The following is a 17,731-nucleotide window of genomic DNA, read 5'->3' on the forward strand; positions in this document are numbered from 1 at the left end:
ATGAAGAGAAAAAAATTGAACTAAAGAAAGAAATCTCTGCCTTAGAATCAGCCATAGGATCCACAAATAACTATACTTACAAGGAAGCAAGAAACGGTAGTAAAGAAGCGAAAATCCTTGGATCACACATGGAAGCAATTAGAAAACCGGATAATATGTCAGATGCTGAATATGAAAAATATCATACTAATGAACTTGCTGCGACGGAAGACAAAGGTCTTGGAAGATTCACTGCCTACTTTGTTGAAAAAGAAAACGTTACACGTACCGATGTACTACCTGATGACAAATTATCAGAAATAATTACTAAAGAGATTAGTGGCGATAAGGATAAATTAGGTAAAGGTGGATACTTCTCAACAGGAGATATTCACTTAGAAAAAGATATCGTTGCTTATAAAATCCAAATATTTTCTGGTAATAATAAACGAGTTGGGATAAATAACCAAAGTCCACGTATACAATATAACCTACCAGTTTTAGCAAACTTTTCGATTGTTCAAGACACCTTAAAAGCAGCTCAAGCTTTATCTCATCGTATTCTTGATCAAACCATTAAAGAAGAAAAAGAAAAAGTTGATGAAAAACGAGCTGAAAAACAAACATTAATCACTGAATTGGAAAAAAATATACCTTCACTCGAAGATAAATTGAAACCTCTTGAAAGCAAGCAAAAAGAATTAGAGAACAAACAAAAGGTGGTAGAAGATAAATTAAAACCTTTCGAAGATAAACAAAAAGAAATTGGTGAAAAACTAAAACCTATTGAAGATAAACAAAAAGAAATTGATGAAAAACTAAAACCTATTGAAGATAAACAAAAAGAACTTGAAGAAAAACAAAAATCAGTAGCAGATAAATTAAAAAATAAAGAGAAACTAAGCCAAGATGAATTGAAAAAATTAGAAGATGAGGCTAAAAAACTTGAAGATGAAGCAAAAAAATTAGAGGATGAAGCCAAACCTTTTAAAGATGAAATTAAAAAACTTGAAGATGAATCCAAACCTTTCAAAGATGAAATTAAAAAACTTGAAGATGAATCCAAACCTTTCAAAGATGAAGCTAAGAAATTAGAGGATGACGCTAAAAAAATAAAAGAAGAAGTTCAATCATTAAAAACTGAATTAGAATCTACAAAATCCAAAATTCAACTTGAAAAAGAAAAAATTCAAGATATTGATGAATCTTTTAAAGAAGTTGAAAAAGGCTTAAAAAAAATCCATGATCAAATTGACGCAACTACAAGAACCCATCAATTAAAACTTTTATTTAAAGGAAATATTAAAGTTAAATATATCGATAGAAAAGGAAATGAGTTAAAAGATAGTGCAACATTAGCTAAATCTGGAAACTTTATTAGGGTTGATGAGGAAGGAAATTTATCTGAAACAGATAAAAATGATCAATTAGTAAAAACACATAAAGTATTTGAAAATGGAAATGTCCTTGAAATTGTTGAGAATAAAATCGTTAAGGCTTATAAAGTGGACCATAATGGAAAAACAATCAAAACTTATGTGGTGGACGAAAATGGTGATATTTTTGCTAGTGATGAAAAAGGTGAGAAAATCCAAGAATTAAAACTATATAAACTTGTAAAAGAAGATAGAGTTGAAAAAGTATTGAACCCTGAAACAAACAAGGAAGAAGAAAAAACAATTCATGAAGAATACCTTGCAAGACTAGATAAAGATGGAAAAGTAGCTGGAAAATACAATAAAAAACACTTAATTGTAGGTAAAGATAAACCAGAAGACTTATTAGAAATTAGTAATAAAATTGGTTTCTACTATGATTCGACGAGTGAGTATCTAAGAACCATAAAAAAAGACGGAGTTACTTATCGTTTGAGAAAAGCTCATAGAGGTGTTACAGCAACATCTAATCGTCCTTCAGGTGTATTATCTTCTGTAAATACAACTGTTTCTTATCTTTATGATGAAGTTGCTCGAGCTAAAGTTCAAGTGTTAGAAAGAGATGATAACAATAATCTAATTCCTGTTGAAAATCAAAATGACTTTATTTTGGAATCCATCGTTGGAAAAGATTTCCCTGAAGAGGCTGTCAATGAAAAGATAGCAGAGTTGAAAAAAATGGGGTATATTGTATCAAGTGATTTTGGCGAGGAAAAAACTAGAGTAGCCGATACTGACAGTGATGTAGAGGCTGATGAGGAAACTGGTCGAAAAGAAAAAATCAGTCAAACTTATACGATTACAGTTGAAAAACCAAAAGTTTATGCAAATGTAGTAGCGAATTACTACAAAGATGGAACAGAAGAAAAATTAGCAGAGAGTGATACTCAAGAAAATAAACGAGTGCTTACAGATTATGAAACTGAAGCAAAAGAGATTGCTCCAAAAACAGTAGTCGAAGAAACTCCACTAGCAACGATCACAAGAACATATACTTATACTTTGAAAGCTGAACCAGAAAATAAAAAAGGTAAAGTTGCAAAAGAAGGGGTAGTTGTAAATTACTTCTATACTGAAACAGTCGAAGAAAGAGTTGTATATAAAGTAATTACTGAGTGGATTGATGTTAATGGAAATCAACTAAAACCATCGGAAAAAGGAGAACAGGAAGCAGGAAAAATTCCAAATCATGTCTTTCTTGAAACAATTCGAACGGAAAATAAAATTACTCATGTCTTCATGGCGGATGAACCAATTGTTAAACCTATTATAGAAATAACGGTTTGGATTGATACCGAAGGGAATGAATTGAAGCAGTACGAAGTTGGTAAGAAAGAAGCATTGGAGTTTAATGGTTATAGATTTGTTAAAACAACAATAAATGATGGAATTACAATTCATTTATATGAAAAAATACAAAAACCGTCAATTCCAGGAGAAACACCGACTCCATCTACGCCTGAAATTCCTAACCCACAACCAAATCCGGTAGAACCACAAGAAAATCCAGTAGAGCCACAACCCGAACCAGAAAAACCGCGTAAACCAGAATTACCAAATACTGGTACAGAAACTAATGCTGGAGTTACAGTACTTGGACTTTTAGCAACTTTGAGTGGATTTGGTCTCCTTACAGGCAAGAAAGAAGAACATGAGAATTAGGTTTTTTAATCTTTTAGAAATGAAAAGCTCACTTTTGTGAGCTTTTCTCTTTTAGGTTGTTTGACAAATTTTGTTTAGGACTCAAATTTCTCAAATTTATATTTTGAATGACTTCCTGTTATAGTAGTATTAGGACGGCAGTAGCCTCGTAAATGCGAGTCTCATGCCTGAGAATACTACTATAGGGAGTCTTCTTTTTTTGCATAAATTTTCTTTTTCATTATTTTTCTGAAATTATTCTGAAGAGGGTACTCTACAATGAATTTATAAAGAGTATGAGGAGTGATTTTATGGAAAAAAATATTGAAATTAAGAATTTGTGTAAAGTATATGGAAATATTACCATATTAGACGATATAAATTTTGTAGCAAAGGAAGGGAGAGTGACTGCATTCTTAGGTCCAAATGGAGCAGGTAAAAGCTCTACCTTAAGAATATTATTAGGATTAGATCAAGCAACTTCGGGGAGTGCAACAATTGCAGGAATAAACTATAAAGATATTCGTAATCCTTTATTTGTTGTAGGAGCAACTTTTGATGGACTAGGGTCACCAAGTGATCGAACGGTATATCAACATTTAAGAATTGTGGCAGCCTCTAATGGAATTAAAAAAAGTAGAATTGATGAAGTATTAGCAGTAACGGATATTGCCCATAAAAAGAATGAATCCATTGGACATTTATCTCTTGGGGAGACACAAAGGGTTAGTCTTGCAACTGCATTACTTGGAAATCCACAATTTCTTATATTGGATGAACCGACTAATGGATTAGATCCTAGCGGTATTCGTTGGCTAAGAAATTTCTTAAAAGAACAATCTGAAAAAGGGAAGACTATCTTATTATCTTCTCATATTTTGTCAGAGGTAGAAGCTGTTACGGATGATGTAGTATTCATTCATAAAGGGAAAATTATTGCAAACGGAGAATTAAAGAAAATTATGAAGGATACGGTAAATCTAGAAGAAGTCTTTTTCAACCTTATTCAAGAAGGAGGAAAAGAAGATGAAGTTATTTTATAGTGAATTATTAAAGATTACTTATTCCAAACTTTTCAAAATTGTTTTGCTAATCCTTTTTATCGTACAACCATTTTTTGCCTATCTTGGTATAAAAGCAGTTTTAGAAATAGGATTACAGGCTACTCCTGAGAATACAGCAATTTTGGCAGAAGCGATTCCTCCGATTGAATATTTAGGATTTGATACAGTTATGTTAGGAGTGATGCCAATGATTATTTTGGGTGCTGTTTATGGTGGAAATGAATTTAAAAACCATCAACTACGAACGACTCTACTAGCTAATAGTAATAAGAAGAGTTTATACTTTTTTAAATTAATAACGTTAACACTTTTATCAGCTATCCTTTCATTTCTATCGATTATAGTTACCATTGAAGTGGCTCATTTTACATTAGGAAATTTAGGACTAGGTGTTTTATTAAGTTTTAAAGTTTGGTACTTTATTTTATTGGCGACACTAGCATGGGTAAGTCTCACGATTTTATCTTACTTTATAGCTTTTCTATTTCGAACAGCCATTGCTAGCTTATTATTTTTAATTCCTCAAATTTATAATGTTGGGGAGTTTCTCTCTACTCATTTTGAATGGGGAAAGGTTCTTCCGGTTGCTTTAGGAAATAGCTTCATTGCATCATCGGAAACTAGATTCTCACCTCATCCATTTTGGACGGCTACTTTATTATTTCTTTGGGTGTTCATTTTTGGGCTAATTGCCTATTGTCAATTTGAAAAAAGGGATGTAGGGGGGAAATTTTAATGCTAGGAAATCAGATAAAAAGTGAATATTTGAAAATAATATATTACAAAGGATTATCGGTAACGTTAGTATTTTCTATTTTATTTCTATTAGCAATGTTACTGGCATTAAATCCATCTGCCCTAATGATTAATGGAGATTTTATAGTGACACAGTTTTTGCAAAGTATCTATTTAGCGCAAACAGTTTTTGCAGTTTTTTCTGCGGTATTTTGGGGAAGAGAGTTTCTTAAAAGTTCTTTAAGGACAAGTTTATTATCGACCCCTAGTCGTGTGAAATTTTTTTGTATCAAGGTAATCGTAACTTTGTTATCGATTTTATGCTGTTTTTGTATAGCTATTGGAGTGGGAATTGGATTAGTATCGTTTTATTTTAAATTTCAATTAAGTCCAGAATTTCTAAGTACACTATTGCTAAAACTTATTCCACCTATAATTGCTACGATTCAAATTAGTATAATTACATTCTGCTTAACGATACTCATGGAATCGATGGTTTCTTCTTTAACAATTGTATTATCCATGATATTAGGACTAGGGCAGTTATTATTACAATATTCTTCTATGATGAATGTACTTCCTGTATTGGTGACTATGAATAGTTTTTCTATCAAAGAAATTTCTATCTATCCAAGTGTTACAGAAGGACTTTTCATTCAATCATTATGGACAATATTTTTTATTGGATTAGCCTATTATCATTTGCATCTAAAAAGTGTAAAATGAAAGCAAGATAGGAGTGTTGGGGTATGTCATATAAAATTCTAGTCATTGATGATGATGAAACTATTTTAAGATTAATCAAAAATATATTACAGTTAAATGATTATGATGTTACTACTAGAAATGGCATTGAGGAAGTAAATATCTGTGACTTTGTCGACTTTGATTTAATATTATTAGATATTATGATGCCACTAGATGGCATAGAGATTTGTAATGAAATTAGAGAACAGATTAAAGCGCCGATTCTTTTTATTACAGCTAAAGATATGGAGGAAGATTTAGTGAATGGATTATTAGCAGGAGCAGATGACTATATTACTAAACCATTCTCAGTAAAAGAATTGATAGCAAGAATTAAAATGCATCTTAGACGTGAAGAACGAAATAGACAAAATGGTAAACGATTAGAATTTGGTTCGATTTTGATAGATATGAATTTAAAAACAGTTTTTGTTGAGGAAAATGAAATCAAATTAACGAACCGGGAATTTATGATTATACAGTTACTAGCTAGTCAATCCTCAAGAATATTTACCATTGAAGAAATTTATACTGTTGTCTATCCTAACAGTTCTAATACTCAATTACGATCTATCTCTGAATATATGTATCAAATACGTTCAAAATTTAAACCCTATCACTTGAATCCGATTGAAACAATGAGGGGAGGCGGCTATAAATGGAAAATAAAATAAGCTTTAAACAACTTGTTCAAAAGACATGTCTTACCATTATAGTTGAGTTTGTAATTGCTATTTTAGTATTGTACCTACTTCCATTATTGTCGATTTCTATTAAAGTTGCTGGTGAAGAAACAGCTCATCCTGTATTATTGAATATTTTTTCTTGGATATATATATGTATCGCTTTATTAGTGATTGTTAGTTTTAATATACGACAATTACTATTGAAAATACATAAAGAGATGAATATTGTTTACCATCAATCCATGTGGTTAGAATCTAGTGATTTAACAGAATCCTTAATGATTACAGAATTTATCGAAACGAATCAAAAAATTAATCAAATGCAACAAAAAATCGAAGGGATGCTTGAAAAAGAACGCCAACAAAAGGAAGCATTAGTGTTTAAAGTATCAGCAGCTTCCCATGATTTAAAAACACCATTAACAGTTATTCAAGGAAATTCTGAACTATTATCTCATTCAGCTATTGAAGAAAAATATCTTCCCTATATTCAAGATATCAATATAGCAAGCAACCGTATGATTGAATATATTAACCGATTACTACTGTATTCGAAAACTTTTTATGAGAACGAAAATGAATGGAAAGAGTACTCCTTACAAGATGTCATCGAGTCTATTGAACAAGAAATCTATTATCTGCTAAAAGACAAAACAATTGTTACTTTCCAATATAATGAACAGCTAGATAAAAATACTACAGTATATCTTCATTTGAATTATGTATTAAGAGCAGTGATGAATATGATGCAAAATGCACTAGAATATAGCACAGCAGATAAAAAAGCAATCAAAGTTGATTTACAATACGCTCATCAGCAGTTAGTGATTAGTATTTGGAATAATGGTGCGCATTTAACTGATGAAACATTACAACATGCAGATTCATTATTTTACCGAAAAGATAAAAATCGCAATCTGAATGATGCCCATTTTGGAATAGGATTAGCATTTGTTAAAAGAGTGTCAGAATTACATCATGGAACATTAGAAATTAAAAATGAAGATGATGGAGTGAAAGTAACAATCAGTGTTTTTACAGGAAAAAATAAAAAATAGTGACATAAATTTTATTCATCGTTCTAAATTTGTATAAAATGATTTTTTTCACAAGGTTATTGTATTTCCCTAAAAAATCCATATAATTATAATTAGAAGGAGGGTAGCGTTTTCAAATTTTATTTTAAGAATTACGAAACAAGAAGATGATTAGGGGGAGTTAACAATGAAATGGTGTAAAAATTTAAAATTTATTTTATTAGCATTACTTGTCTGTTCGATTGCTCTGTTATCAAGTTGTTCAAAAGAAATAAAATATGCTATAAATCCTTATACGAACATAACAGTTGATCCTGAAAATGATGAGAGTGATGAATTATTGTTTGAACGCTTAAAGGAAGTAGAAGCTGATTATATAGAAGAAGCAAAGAATGTATTTTTAACTTTCTATCCTAAAGAAGAAAAGGAACAATTAGTGGATAAGACGATAACGATACGTGAACCGTATACACTTTTTACTCCACGTGATGATTTTAATGAAGTAGCTCTTCACTTTACGGTTTTTGTTGATGAAAAACCTTATGCTCATATTAGTATTTTAAAAAAATATAGTAATGGGACGTTTGCTGCCTCATTTATGGAAGAGAAAACTTACCCAAATAGATTTCCGATGAAACATGGGTGTTATCGTTTTACATCGATCGATAATGGATTTCATATTGAATCTGTGAAGTATGATTCCACAAAAGAATATGGAAATTTGAATAACGTAGTTTATACTTTTGATCCAACAGAATTGTAAGATATTTTCGAATGACTTCCTGTCATAGTAGTATTAGGACGGCAGCAGCCTCGCAAATGCGAGTCTCATGCCTAAACTTTGAGCCTATGGTCTCAAAGTTTCCTGTAAGATAAACCGAATAGGCTTATCTTACTCATACTACTATAGGAAGTCTTCTGGTTTTACGTCACCTAATAAGAGTACGTATATAATCGAATGACTTCTTGTCATTATAGCATTAGGGTCTTCTTTGTTTTTGTGTCATTTTCGAGCAAAATATTCTTCCAAACAACAGAGATATCTTGAGGGTATCTCTTTTTTTATATTGCTAAAATATGGTATACTACTAATAGTATGTTTACAGAATGGAGTGATAAAACGATGGATATGTCCAAAGTCATTGAACAAATGGTGGAATTGAAAGATGTCAAAAGAATTAGGGAATTATTCAACCAGAATTATCCAATCGATATCGCTCTAGGATTGGAAGAAGTTACTGATGAAGTGCTTAAAAACTTCATGTATACTATTTCTAATACACGATTAGCTTCCATTTTGGAAGTTAGTGACCCCGAACTTCAAATTCGAATGTTAGAAAAATTACCTTTCCGTCGTGTAGGATTATTGTTCCAACAAATGTCTAATGACGATGTCGTGGATATTTTAGGAAATCTGCCAATTGGAATTCGTAAAAAATATTTGAATATGATGAAGGGTTCTTCTCAAGACGAAATTCAAACGATGTTAAAATATCCTCAAGATTCTGCCGGAGGGATTATGACGACAGAATTTATTTCTGTGAAGGAACATTTAACTGTTGAAGAAACATTGACGAAGTTAAGAGAAATTTCTCCAAATACAGAAGTGATTCACACGATTTTTGTCACAACATTCCAAAATCAATTAATTGGTTGGATTGATATTCGTGACTTATTTACAAATGAATTAGATGTCAGTTTACACGATTTAATGCATACAAATATTATTTCTGTAGTTCCTGAAGAAGACCAAGAGGAAGTAGCTCGTCTATCTTCAAAATATGACTTATCAGTTGTTCCCGTAGTTAGTACGAAGGGCGTTTTAATTGGGATTATTACAATTGATGATATCGTCCACGTTCTTCAAGAAGAGCATCATGAAGATATGCTTTTAATTAGCGGGGTTGAAGGAACAGAAAGAATTGGTGGACCATTTATTGAATCGATTAAGAAACGGACACCTTGGTTATTAATTAATTTAATTACAGCCTTTATGGCTTCAGCAGTTGTTGGGATGTTCCAATCAACGATTGAACAAGTCGTTGTTCTTGCGGTTGCCATGCCGATTATTACAGGGATGGGAGGAAACTCAGCTTCTCAAACTCTAGCTCTAGCAATTCAAGAAATTGCATTAGGACAATTATCATTGGAAAAAGACAAAAAGTATGTTTGGAATGAAATTGTTTTAGGCTGTATGAACGGACTTATTACTGGAGTTGTAGCGGCGCTTGCGCTATATATTCCTTATCAAAACTTTTATTTATCGATTATTGTAGTTTTAGCAATGGCAATGAATTTAATGGTGGGAGCGATTTTTGGGTTCTTTGTACCTTTAGTTTTAAAAGCTATGAAATTAGACCCAGCCATTTCATCAACCATCTTTGTAACAACGGCAACAGACGTTCTAGGATTCTTCTTTTTCCTAGGAATCGCACAAGTCTTTTTACCGTTATTAATTTAGACATTAAGGAGATTATGAATGAATTTAGAAGAAATGAGAAAACGACAAGAGCGCATCAGAAACTTCTCGATTATTGCGCATATTGACCATGGAAAGTCAACTTTAGCTGACCGTATTTTACAAGCGACAGATACTGTAGCTGATCGTGAAATGCAAGATCAATTATTAGACTCTATGGATTTAGAACGTGAACGTGGTATTACGATTAAGTTAAATGCGGTGGAATTAACGTATGATGCTAATGATGGAACAGAGTACATTTTCCACTTAATTGATACTCCAGGGCACGTGGACTTTACGTATGAAGTGAGCCGTAGCTTGGCAGCTTGTGAAGGAGCAATTCTTGTAGTAGATGCTGCTCAAGGGATTGAAGCTCAAACATTAGCAAATGTATATTTAGCGATTGATAATGACTTAGAAATTGTTCCAGTTATTAATAAAATTGACTTACCTGCTGCAGATCCCGAACGTGTTCGTACTGAAATTGAAGATGTGATTGGAATTGATGCAAGTGAAGCCGTTCTTGCCAGTGCTAAAGTTGGTATTGGAATTCCAGAAATTTTAGAACAAATCGTTCATAAGATTCCAGCACCTACTGGAGACTTAGAAGCGCCATTACAAGCATTGATTTTCGACTCAGTTTATGATGCTTACCGTGGAGTAGTCTTAAATGTTCGTATTCAAAACGGAATTGTAAGACCTGGTGACAAGATTCAATTAATGAGTAATGGAAAAACATTTGATGTTGTTGATGTTGGTATTTTCTCTCCAAAGCCAATTAGTCGTGATTACTTAATGGTTGGGGATGTAGGATATATTACAGCTTCTATCAAAACAATCCAAGATACTCGTGTAGGGGATACTGTTACACTAGCGAATAATCCAGCAAGCGAACCGTTATCCGGTTATCGTAAAATGAATCCAATGGTTTACTGTGGTTTGTATCCAATTGATTCTTCAAAATATAATGATTTACGTGATGCATTAGAAAAATTACAATTAAATGATGCTGCGTTACAATTTGAAGCAGAAACTTCTCAAGCATTAGGATTTGGTTTCCGTTGTGGTTTCTTAGGATTACTTCATATGGACGTTATTCAAGAACGTTTAGAACGTGAATTTGATTTAGATTTAATTACAACCGCTCCATCAGTAATTTACCATGTTCAAAAAACAGATGGTACAGAAGTAGTAGTGTCTAACCCTGCAGAAATGCCAGACCAATCAAGTGTTCAATCGATTCAAGAACCTTATGTAAAAGCATCTATTATGGTACCGAATGAATATGTGGGAAGTGTCATGGATATTTGCCAACGTAAACGTGGTACTTTTGTAACAATGGATTACTTAGATGAATATCGTGTCAATGTGATTTACGAAATGCCTCTATCTGAAATTATTTTTGATTTCTTCGATTCATTGAAATCAAGTACAAAAGGATATGCATCATTAGATTATGATTTAATCGGCTATCGTGAAAGCAAACTAGTGAAGATGGATATTATGTTAAATGGTGAAGTAGTCGATGCTTTAAGTATTATCGTTCATAAAGATTTTGCTTATAATCGTGGTAAAGCCATTACAGAAAAATTAAGAACATTAATTCCTCGTCAACAATTTGAAGTGCCAATTCAAGCAGCAATTGGAAACAAAATTTTATCTCGTACAAACATTAAAGCACTACGTAAGAATGTATTAGCTAAATGTTATGGTGGGGACGTTTCTCGTAAACGTAAGTTATTAGAGAAACAAAAAGAAGGTAAGAAACGTATGAAACAAGTGGGATCCGTTGAAGTACCACAAGAAGCGTTCATGTCAGTGCTTAACCTTAACGAAGAAGAGAAGTAGTTTTTTTAATGACTTTTTACTGTAGTAAAAGGACGCAAGCAGCTTCGCTAAAGCGAATCTCATTGCTAAAACTTGAGCCTAAGGTCTCAAGTTTTCCTGTAATATAAGCCTGAAAGGCTTATATTACTTCTACTACTGTAAAAAGTCATTTGTGTTGTGTCATTCTTTTATGGATTGGCGTATAAATATCTTCTTTTACTCATGCTAGTGTTTTCATTCTTTAACAATCCTACGGATGATAAATGATTTTAAAAATGTTATACTAATACTGTAAATGTTCTAGGGAAGGAGTTTGATGGGATGGAAATCGATCCATTTAAAGATTATTTAATAGAATCAGAGCCAGATAAACAGAAAAAAGTTTATGCATGGCGTACAGCTATTGGTTTACAAGATGTCGATGGATTAAAACCATCTCAGTATTTAATCGAAACTGCTACCCAGAATATTGAAGGGTACATTACGATTGAAGAAGTATTAGACCGAATTGACTCTTATTATGAAGAAAAAGAAGTACTCTCTCCTGAAAGTGAACGTACAGAAGAAGCAGATAAAGTAGCTTCTCGAATTGCGCAACTTCTTTCTGAAACAGCATTTTCCTTTACACCACAGGAGTATATTTCTATTCATCGAAAATTATTTCAAGGAATTTATCCGCATGCAGGTAAGATAAGAGAGTATAATATTACTAAAAAAGAATGGGTACTAGATGGAGATAACATTTTGTATGGAAGTGCATCTGAATTAGAGGCAACCCTTGAGTATGATTTTTCTAGAGAAAGAGAGTTTAGTTATAAAGGATTGAGAATGGAGGAAATCATTCATCATTTAGCGGTGTTTATTTCTAGATTATGGCAAATCCATATTTTTGGAGAAGGAAATACAAGAACGACTGCTGTATTCTTTATTAAATATTTAAGAACTCTTGGATTTACTGTGACGAATGAGAGTTTTGCAGAACATTCTTGGTATTTTAGAAATGCACTTGTTCGTGCAAATTATACGAATTTACCAAAAGGAATTCATGAAACGACAGAGTATCTAGAGTTATTTCTTAAAAATTTATTGTTGAATGAGAATCATCTGTTATCCAATCGTGATCTTAGAATTCATGAATGATAAATTTAAATAATAATTGCGATAAAGTTTTTCGGAACTTATTTAAAACACCGGACTTAAAACACCGGTGTTTTTTTATTGCTTAAAATTAGAAAAACTATTTAAAAATATTTTTAAATAACTCTTGCATTTTGATTTCAGAAGGAGTATTATCTATTTAAAGAAAATTTTAAATAGAAAGAGATGAGGATATGTCTGTTAATGATATTTTGTCTGCATTATCGGATGAAAACCGTCGTAAGATTTTAGAAATTTTACGACAGGGGCGAACGAATACAGGAGACTTAGCAAATAGCTTACAAATCACACCGCAAGCATTGTCGTATCATTTGAAAAAGTTAAAACAAGCGGATTTAATTTATGAAACAAAGGAAAAGAACTTTATTTATTACGAATTAAATTTAACCGTTTTAGAAGAGGCAATCGTTTGGATGAATTCAATTATTGGAGGAAATTAATATGTTAGTAGAACAAAGAAAGATTTATTTATTAGATGTCATTTTGACCTTTTTACCTATCTTACTCGCTTTATGCGTTGTATGGTATGCACCTGAGACAATTGTTTCTCGTTTTGATTTAGAAGGAAATGTTGTTGCAATAGCTTCCCGTTGGACGATTTTAATATTACCAATTTTCATTTTATTATTATCTGGTTTGATCAAATGGATTGATGCTAAAGAATTAGTCGGAAGTCAAAATAAGGAAATTAGCCGTTATATTTTCAGAGTAACATTACTATTGTTTAACGCTATTGCAGTTTTCCAATTTGTCTTAATGTTGACAGGAGTTAGTATGGGTTCTCAAATGGGACGTTTGATGGCATTTATTATTGGATTATTTATGATATTCATTGGAAATGTTAGTCCTAAAATCAAGGAAACGAATAAGCACTTTGGGTTCCGTGTGCCATGGATTATGAACAATGATGAAGCTTTTAGAAAAACACAACGATTCTTTGGATTTGCGAGCATGGTTTCTGGTGTAATCTTTATTCTAATCTCGTTATTTGCTGGGAATCAATTAGCAATGATTCTTGTGAGTGTCGGTTTGTTGGTAACGATTCTTATTACTATAGTGTATTCGTATAAAATTAGTCATTAAATAATGAATGACTTTTCCTTTGTAGAATTTAGACTTTAGTTAGTTTTTGTGCTAGGAGGAAAAGTCATTTTATTTTTTGATAAACATTAACAGTGTATCGCTAGTTTTGTTCTTTTTCTAGTGCAATATCAACTTGTTTTTGGATGAGTTGATCATAGTCATGACTCATTTTTTCATACAAAGCTTTATCATAATTCTCAATCGCATGATTCCATTGGAATAAATCAGGAATCTCTTCTTCATGTAAGTTCGGATGTTCGTGAAGTAATAAGTTCAAATGTATGAAAATTCGTTTAATGAGGGCAGAATAATATTCGTCTTTTCTAAAGACATTGAACTCCTCATAAGAGATAGTTGTTTGTTGAGAAAGACATATCATCGGTAAATTATCTTCGTTCAATATTTCAATCTCTTTCCCACTAAAGGTATCACGATGATAGGCAAATAGAATCATTTTCAATAATAATGGTGCTTCGTGATTCAATGTTGGTTGAGCTTCGGGAAAAATAATGGAATTTGGTATAGAGCTAACAAACAAATGTATGAAATTAGCAATATGATTTTTCGGAAGTGTGTAAGTGCGTTTTAAATTAGAAGAGTCGAATGGTGAAGTCATATGTATCATCCTTTACTAAAGTTTTATAACTTTATTATATCAGAGGAAAATAAATATGGTTACTGTTTTAACAACAGTTTCTTCAAGTTTTGGTCAATATTCTCAATTACTACGGAGAAAAGTCTTTTTTCACATTGATTTTTAATTTAAGGAGCAGTATACTGTACGTGAAAACGATAACAAGTTTAAGAATGGAGATTATGATGCAAACAGGGCAAAAAATATTAATCGGTATTTCTATTGTAGTAGGTGTTATTTGTATTGAATTAAGTATGTATGTCATTCCTTTTATAGAAGAAGTTAAGGAGTTTGAATTCCCTATGTTTGTTGTAGGTGTTATTCTTTGCATCATCTCGATTATTTGTGGAATTAGACATCAAAAAAGTTAAGGAGGGTAGAAGAATTGGGTTACTTATATTTATTTAACAGTAATAGGGGGAGTCTTTATGTTAGGAAAATATAGAGTAGTTAGTATTGTATTGTTAAGTATTTGTTTAGCTTCTTGTGGCCAACAGAAAAATACACAAGAAACGACGGTTCAAGAAAGTGTTACAACGGTGGAACAAAGTAAAACTACTAACTTTCAATTAGGAAAAGGAAGTAATCAGTTTAATACTGTTTCATTTACTGAAACGTTTAGGGACAAGAGTATGGTCGCTCATTATGCAGAAGAGTATCCAGACTTTATTCCGCAAATGTTATCAGATGATGGAAAATTATATGGAAGTGTGAATCATGTTGGAATTTTGGAAATTGATTTAAAAACAAATACTCATTCATTGGTTCATGAAATAAGTGATGCAACAGTTTTCCATCAATGGGTTCGAGCAGTCGACAAAAATTGGGTATTTTTTGAGGAATATATAGCCTCAAAAGAAAATGCAAACTTCTACTTATTGAATCGTACAACGGGTGAAGTTACAACTGTCAAAGAGAATGAAAAGATGCCACCAGTTCATCACATTACAGCATTCTTTACAGAAGATTCGAAGTTAGTATTTAATATTGTTAAGGATAGTAAAGAAGATACATCTTTAAATATGCTTCATAAATTGGAAACAACAACGATGAAAGATCAAGTCATTGATCAAAATACCGTTTCACCGATTCAATTCGATGGAAAACTCTATTATATTCGCTACGATGCAGCTACTAATCATTCAGAAGCTGTTCAATATGATATGAAGAGTGGAGAGAAAGAAGTAATGTTGACACATCAAAGTGCAACAGAACATTTGAGTCAGTTATTTACGGATCAACATGAATTATATGTTTCACTGGGAACTGATTTGAAGAGTGGAACCATTTACCATGTCAATCAAGCAGAAAAGAAATATGATTGGGTCTATGGGTATACAAGCACAGGATTTATCCAACAGAATCACCTTGGATTCATGAGTTTCTCTGCAACTAATACTGAATCAGGACGGTACAAAACACCTTATCGTTTGATTGACTTACAACATCGTAATGAATATGACTATGATGGAAGCATGATATTCCTATCAGAAAAAGGAATGGCATGGGTAGCCTTCAAGAAAGATACAAAAGACATTCCAAAAGGCGAAACATTCCGAAACGAAAACTCAGAAATTCATTATGTTGAATTTGAATGATGATGAAAAGTGATATACAACTACAAGCTCCTAGAATGAACTAGGGGCTTGTTTTCTAATTTAAAGTAATTATTAGCATTAATCGTTGACTTTTGTTCTTAATAATATTATCTTTTTAAGAGTAAAAAAATTTTTAATTGAAAAAATAAGGAGCTAAGTAGTTATGAACATCACACTTTTTGTCTACAGTTTACTGTTATGTATATTAGCATTTTTTGCTTATAAAAATGAGTTAGGAATATCTATTACTTCAATTCTACTAGTAGTATTGTTAACATTATTTGCAGGGATTCATCTGTTGTATACACATATCATTATTAAAGTAGTAATTTCCTGTTTGTTGTTATTGATTTCGTTCATGTTTTATGTTGATAGAAGTAAGAGTCTTAAGAATGTACATATGTCGCATCATATTATTAGATTGCTGCTTCATTTAGTTTTAATAGTTAATTTATGGGTATTTTAGATTTAAAGAAAAGAAGAAACAAAATGAATCATACTAATGCTATTGGTAGCAATTGGAAGGACGTTCGAAAAGAACTATTCACACAATAAGAAATTCGTAAAAGTGATGAAAGAGTTGAGAAGATTAGTAAAACAATTGAAGAACAAAAGAAAGAGCAGCAAGAGAAAGAAAATTAGAAATTTCTGTAAAAGGTAATACTGGCATATAAAAATAAAAACAAGCTCCTAGAATGAACTAGGGGCTTAAAAAATATCTGAATGAGTTCCTGTACGGGAAGCCACTAAAATAAGGTTTCCATTTAAGATCTTTTTTAAATTGATTGGTTGTTACTAATTCTAGCATATTATTCACCAATGACTTCATTAAATAATTCGTCAACAGAATGATATTTCTTTGGCTGAACTTTGCCATTCATAATATCTCTAGCTTCTTGAATAGCTAATTCAGTTTGATGATTATAGCGAGGTAGTTTAATTTGAAATGGAAATCCACCTTCCATTATTGAAGTTCTTAAGAAAATATTAATAGCATCAGTTACTGTTATTCCAAAGCTAGAAAATAATTCTTCAGCTTGAGCTTTAGTAGATGGTTCAATTCTTAAATTTATATTCGTAATTTTTTTAGTCTACGGTAGGTCTTTTTTGTTTGAACTTTTTTGAGATTATGGTACAATGAAAGCAGAAAAGGAGTCTAGCACCAACTAGACTCCAATGTAGAACCGTTAAAAAGACGGTGGCTTAAGTTAAAGTTTTTTAATAACTCGTCCTACTCGCCAAAAGTGGGGACGGGTTATTTTTTGTTTTGGTCTTTAAAGATTTTATAGCACAAACCTATCAGTGCGATCACAAATGTACCGAACAAAAATAAAATTTGTACAACTTCAAAGGCTGTCAACTCAAGGCTCCTCCTTTCTAACAGATTTTAAGAATATGCCCATAGGCATCACCTACTTTCTGAAAAAGAGTAGCCACCGTCTTCACTTTTCTACAATTTTCATTATACAATAAAAATGATTATTTTTCGACTGATAGAATGACTTACTACAGATTTAATCTATAGTAAGTCTTTTTTGTTTATGGGGGTTCATTTTGAACAAAATTCTTTGCCTATAGATTTAGGAGGGATAATAATAAATCAATTTTGTGCATTTTTAAATTCCTGAAAGTGTGCATTCTTATA

Annotated in this window: 17 protein-coding genes; 14 read left to right on the plus strand and 3 right to left on the minus strand. The window is 31.8% G+C overall.

Going from position 1 to position 17,731, the window contains the following annotated elements:
- The 12 genes from RWL86_RS05300 to RWL86_RS05355 form a co-directional block, all read left to right on the plus strand.
- Positions 1 to 3,077 (plus strand): MucBP domain-containing protein (locus tag RWL86_RS05300; protein ID WP_314077601.1); only part of this gene is annotated, 3,077 nt, incomplete at its 5' end.
- Between the two features lie 290 nt (positions 3,078 to 3,367).
- Complete coding sequence (locus RWL86_RS05305; RefSeq protein WP_314077602.1) at positions 3,368 to 4,099, plus strand: ATP-binding cassette domain-containing protein; 732 nt, start codon at positions 3,368 to 3,370, stop codon at positions 4,097 to 4,099.
- Positions 4,083 to 4,856 carry an ABC transporter permease gene (locus tag RWL86_RS05310; protein ID WP_314077603.1) on the plus strand — a complete coding sequence of 258 codons (774 nt, stop codon included), beginning with the start codon at positions 4,083 to 4,085 and terminating at the stop codon, positions 4,854 to 4,856. Before RWL86_RS05305 ends, RWL86_RS05310 begins: the two co-directional genes overlap by 17 nt.
- Positions 4,856 to 5,581 carry a hypothetical protein gene (locus RWL86_RS05315; RefSeq protein WP_314077605.1) on the plus strand — a complete coding sequence of 242 codons (726 nt, stop codon included), beginning with the start codon at positions 4,856 to 4,858 and terminating at the stop codon, positions 5,579 to 5,581. Before RWL86_RS05310 ends, RWL86_RS05315 begins: the two co-directional genes overlap by 1 nt.
- 23 nt (positions 5,582 to 5,604) lie before the next feature.
- The gene (locus RWL86_RS05320; RefSeq protein WP_314077606.1) at positions 5,605 to 6,276 is read left to right on the plus strand and encodes a response regulator transcription factor; all 672 of its coding nucleotides are present in this window, start codon (positions 5,605 to 5,607) and stop codon (positions 6,274 to 6,276) included.
- Positions 6,261 to 7,346, plus strand: a complete 1,086-nt coding sequence (locus tag RWL86_RS05325; RefSeq protein WP_314077609.1) for a HAMP domain-containing sensor histidine kinase — start codon at positions 6,261 to 6,263, stop codon at positions 7,344 to 7,346. The genes RWL86_RS05320 and RWL86_RS05325 overlap by 16 nt, the downstream gene beginning before the upstream one ends.
- Before the next feature lie 166 nt (positions 7,347 to 7,512).
- A complete protein-coding gene (locus RWL86_RS05330; protein ID WP_314077612.1) occupies positions 7,513 to 8,088 on the plus strand; it encodes a hypothetical protein in 576 nt (191 codons plus the stop codon).
- Positions 8,089 to 8,454: 366 nt separating this feature from the next.
- Entirely contained in the window at positions 8,455 to 9,786 is a 1,332-nt protein-coding gene (gene mgtE, locus RWL86_RS05335) for a magnesium transporter (protein ID WP_314077669.1), read from the plus strand.
- Positions 9,787 to 9,804: 18 nt separating this feature from the next.
- Positions 9,805 to 11,634, plus strand: a complete 1,830-nt coding sequence (gene lepA, locus RWL86_RS05340; RefSeq protein ID WP_006702614.1) for a translation elongation factor 4 — start codon at positions 9,805 to 9,807, stop codon at positions 11,632 to 11,634.
- Between the two features lie 300 nt (positions 11,635 to 11,934).
- Positions 11,935 to 12,753: a Fic family protein gene (locus RWL86_RS05345; protein ID WP_314077615.1), complete on the plus strand. Its 819-nt coding sequence runs from the start codon at positions 11,935 to 11,937 to the stop codon at positions 12,751 to 12,753.
- Between the two features lie 191 nt (positions 12,754 to 12,944).
- A complete protein-coding gene (locus RWL86_RS05350) occupies positions 12,945 to 13,211 on the plus strand; it encodes a metalloregulator ArsR/SmtB family transcription factor (RefSeq protein ID WP_314077617.1) in 267 nt (88 codons plus the stop codon).
- 1 nt (position 13,212) lies between these two features.
- Entirely contained in the window at positions 13,213 to 13,854 is a 642-nt protein-coding gene (locus RWL86_RS05355; RefSeq protein WP_314077621.1) for an SdpI family protein, read from the plus strand.
- 100 nt (positions 13,855 to 13,954) lie between these two features.
- On the opposite strand, the gene RWL86_RS05360 is transcribed toward RWL86_RS05355, so the two are convergent.
- Entirely contained in the window at positions 13,955 to 14,470 is a 516-nt protein-coding gene (locus RWL86_RS05360; RefSeq protein ID WP_314077622.1) for a hypothetical protein, read from the minus strand.
- 167 nt (positions 14,471 to 14,637) lie between these two features.
- Between RWL86_RS05360 and RWL86_RS05365 the strand changes: the two genes are divergently transcribed.
- Together RWL86_RS05365 and RWL86_RS05370 are read left to right on the plus strand one after the other, a co-directional pair.
- Positions 14,638 to 14,859, plus strand: a complete 222-nt coding sequence (locus RWL86_RS05365) for a hypothetical protein (RefSeq protein ID WP_314077625.1) — start codon at positions 14,638 to 14,640, stop codon at positions 14,857 to 14,859.
- Positions 14,860 to 14,916: 57 nt separating this feature from the next.
- Complete coding sequence (locus tag RWL86_RS05370; RefSeq protein WP_314077627.1) at positions 14,917 to 16,086, plus strand: hypothetical protein; 1,170 nt, start codon at positions 14,917 to 14,919, stop codon at positions 16,084 to 16,086.
- 809 nt (positions 16,087 to 16,895) lie between these two features.
- On the opposite strand, the gene RWL86_RS05375 is transcribed toward RWL86_RS05370, so the two are convergent.
- Both RWL86_RS05375 and RWL86_RS08440 read right to left on the minus strand, forming a co-directional pair.
- Positions 16,896 to 17,168, minus strand: a complete 273-nt coding sequence (locus RWL86_RS05375) for a type II toxin-antitoxin system RelB/DinJ family antitoxin (RefSeq protein WP_314077670.1) — start codon at positions 17,166 to 17,168, stop codon at positions 16,896 to 16,898.
- A gap of 173 nt (positions 17,169 to 17,341) precedes the next feature.
- Complete coding sequence (locus RWL86_RS08440; protein ID WP_399534509.1) at positions 17,342 to 17,446, minus strand: putative holin-like toxin; 105 nt, start codon at positions 17,444 to 17,446, stop codon at positions 17,342 to 17,344.
- Between the last annotated feature and the right edge of the window lie 285 nt (positions 17,447 to 17,731).

Source organism: uncultured Granulicatella sp., from assembly GCF_963515095.1.
In the GTDB taxonomy this organism is placed as follows: domain Bacteria; phylum Bacillota; class Bacilli; order Lactobacillales; family Aerococcaceae; genus Granulicatella.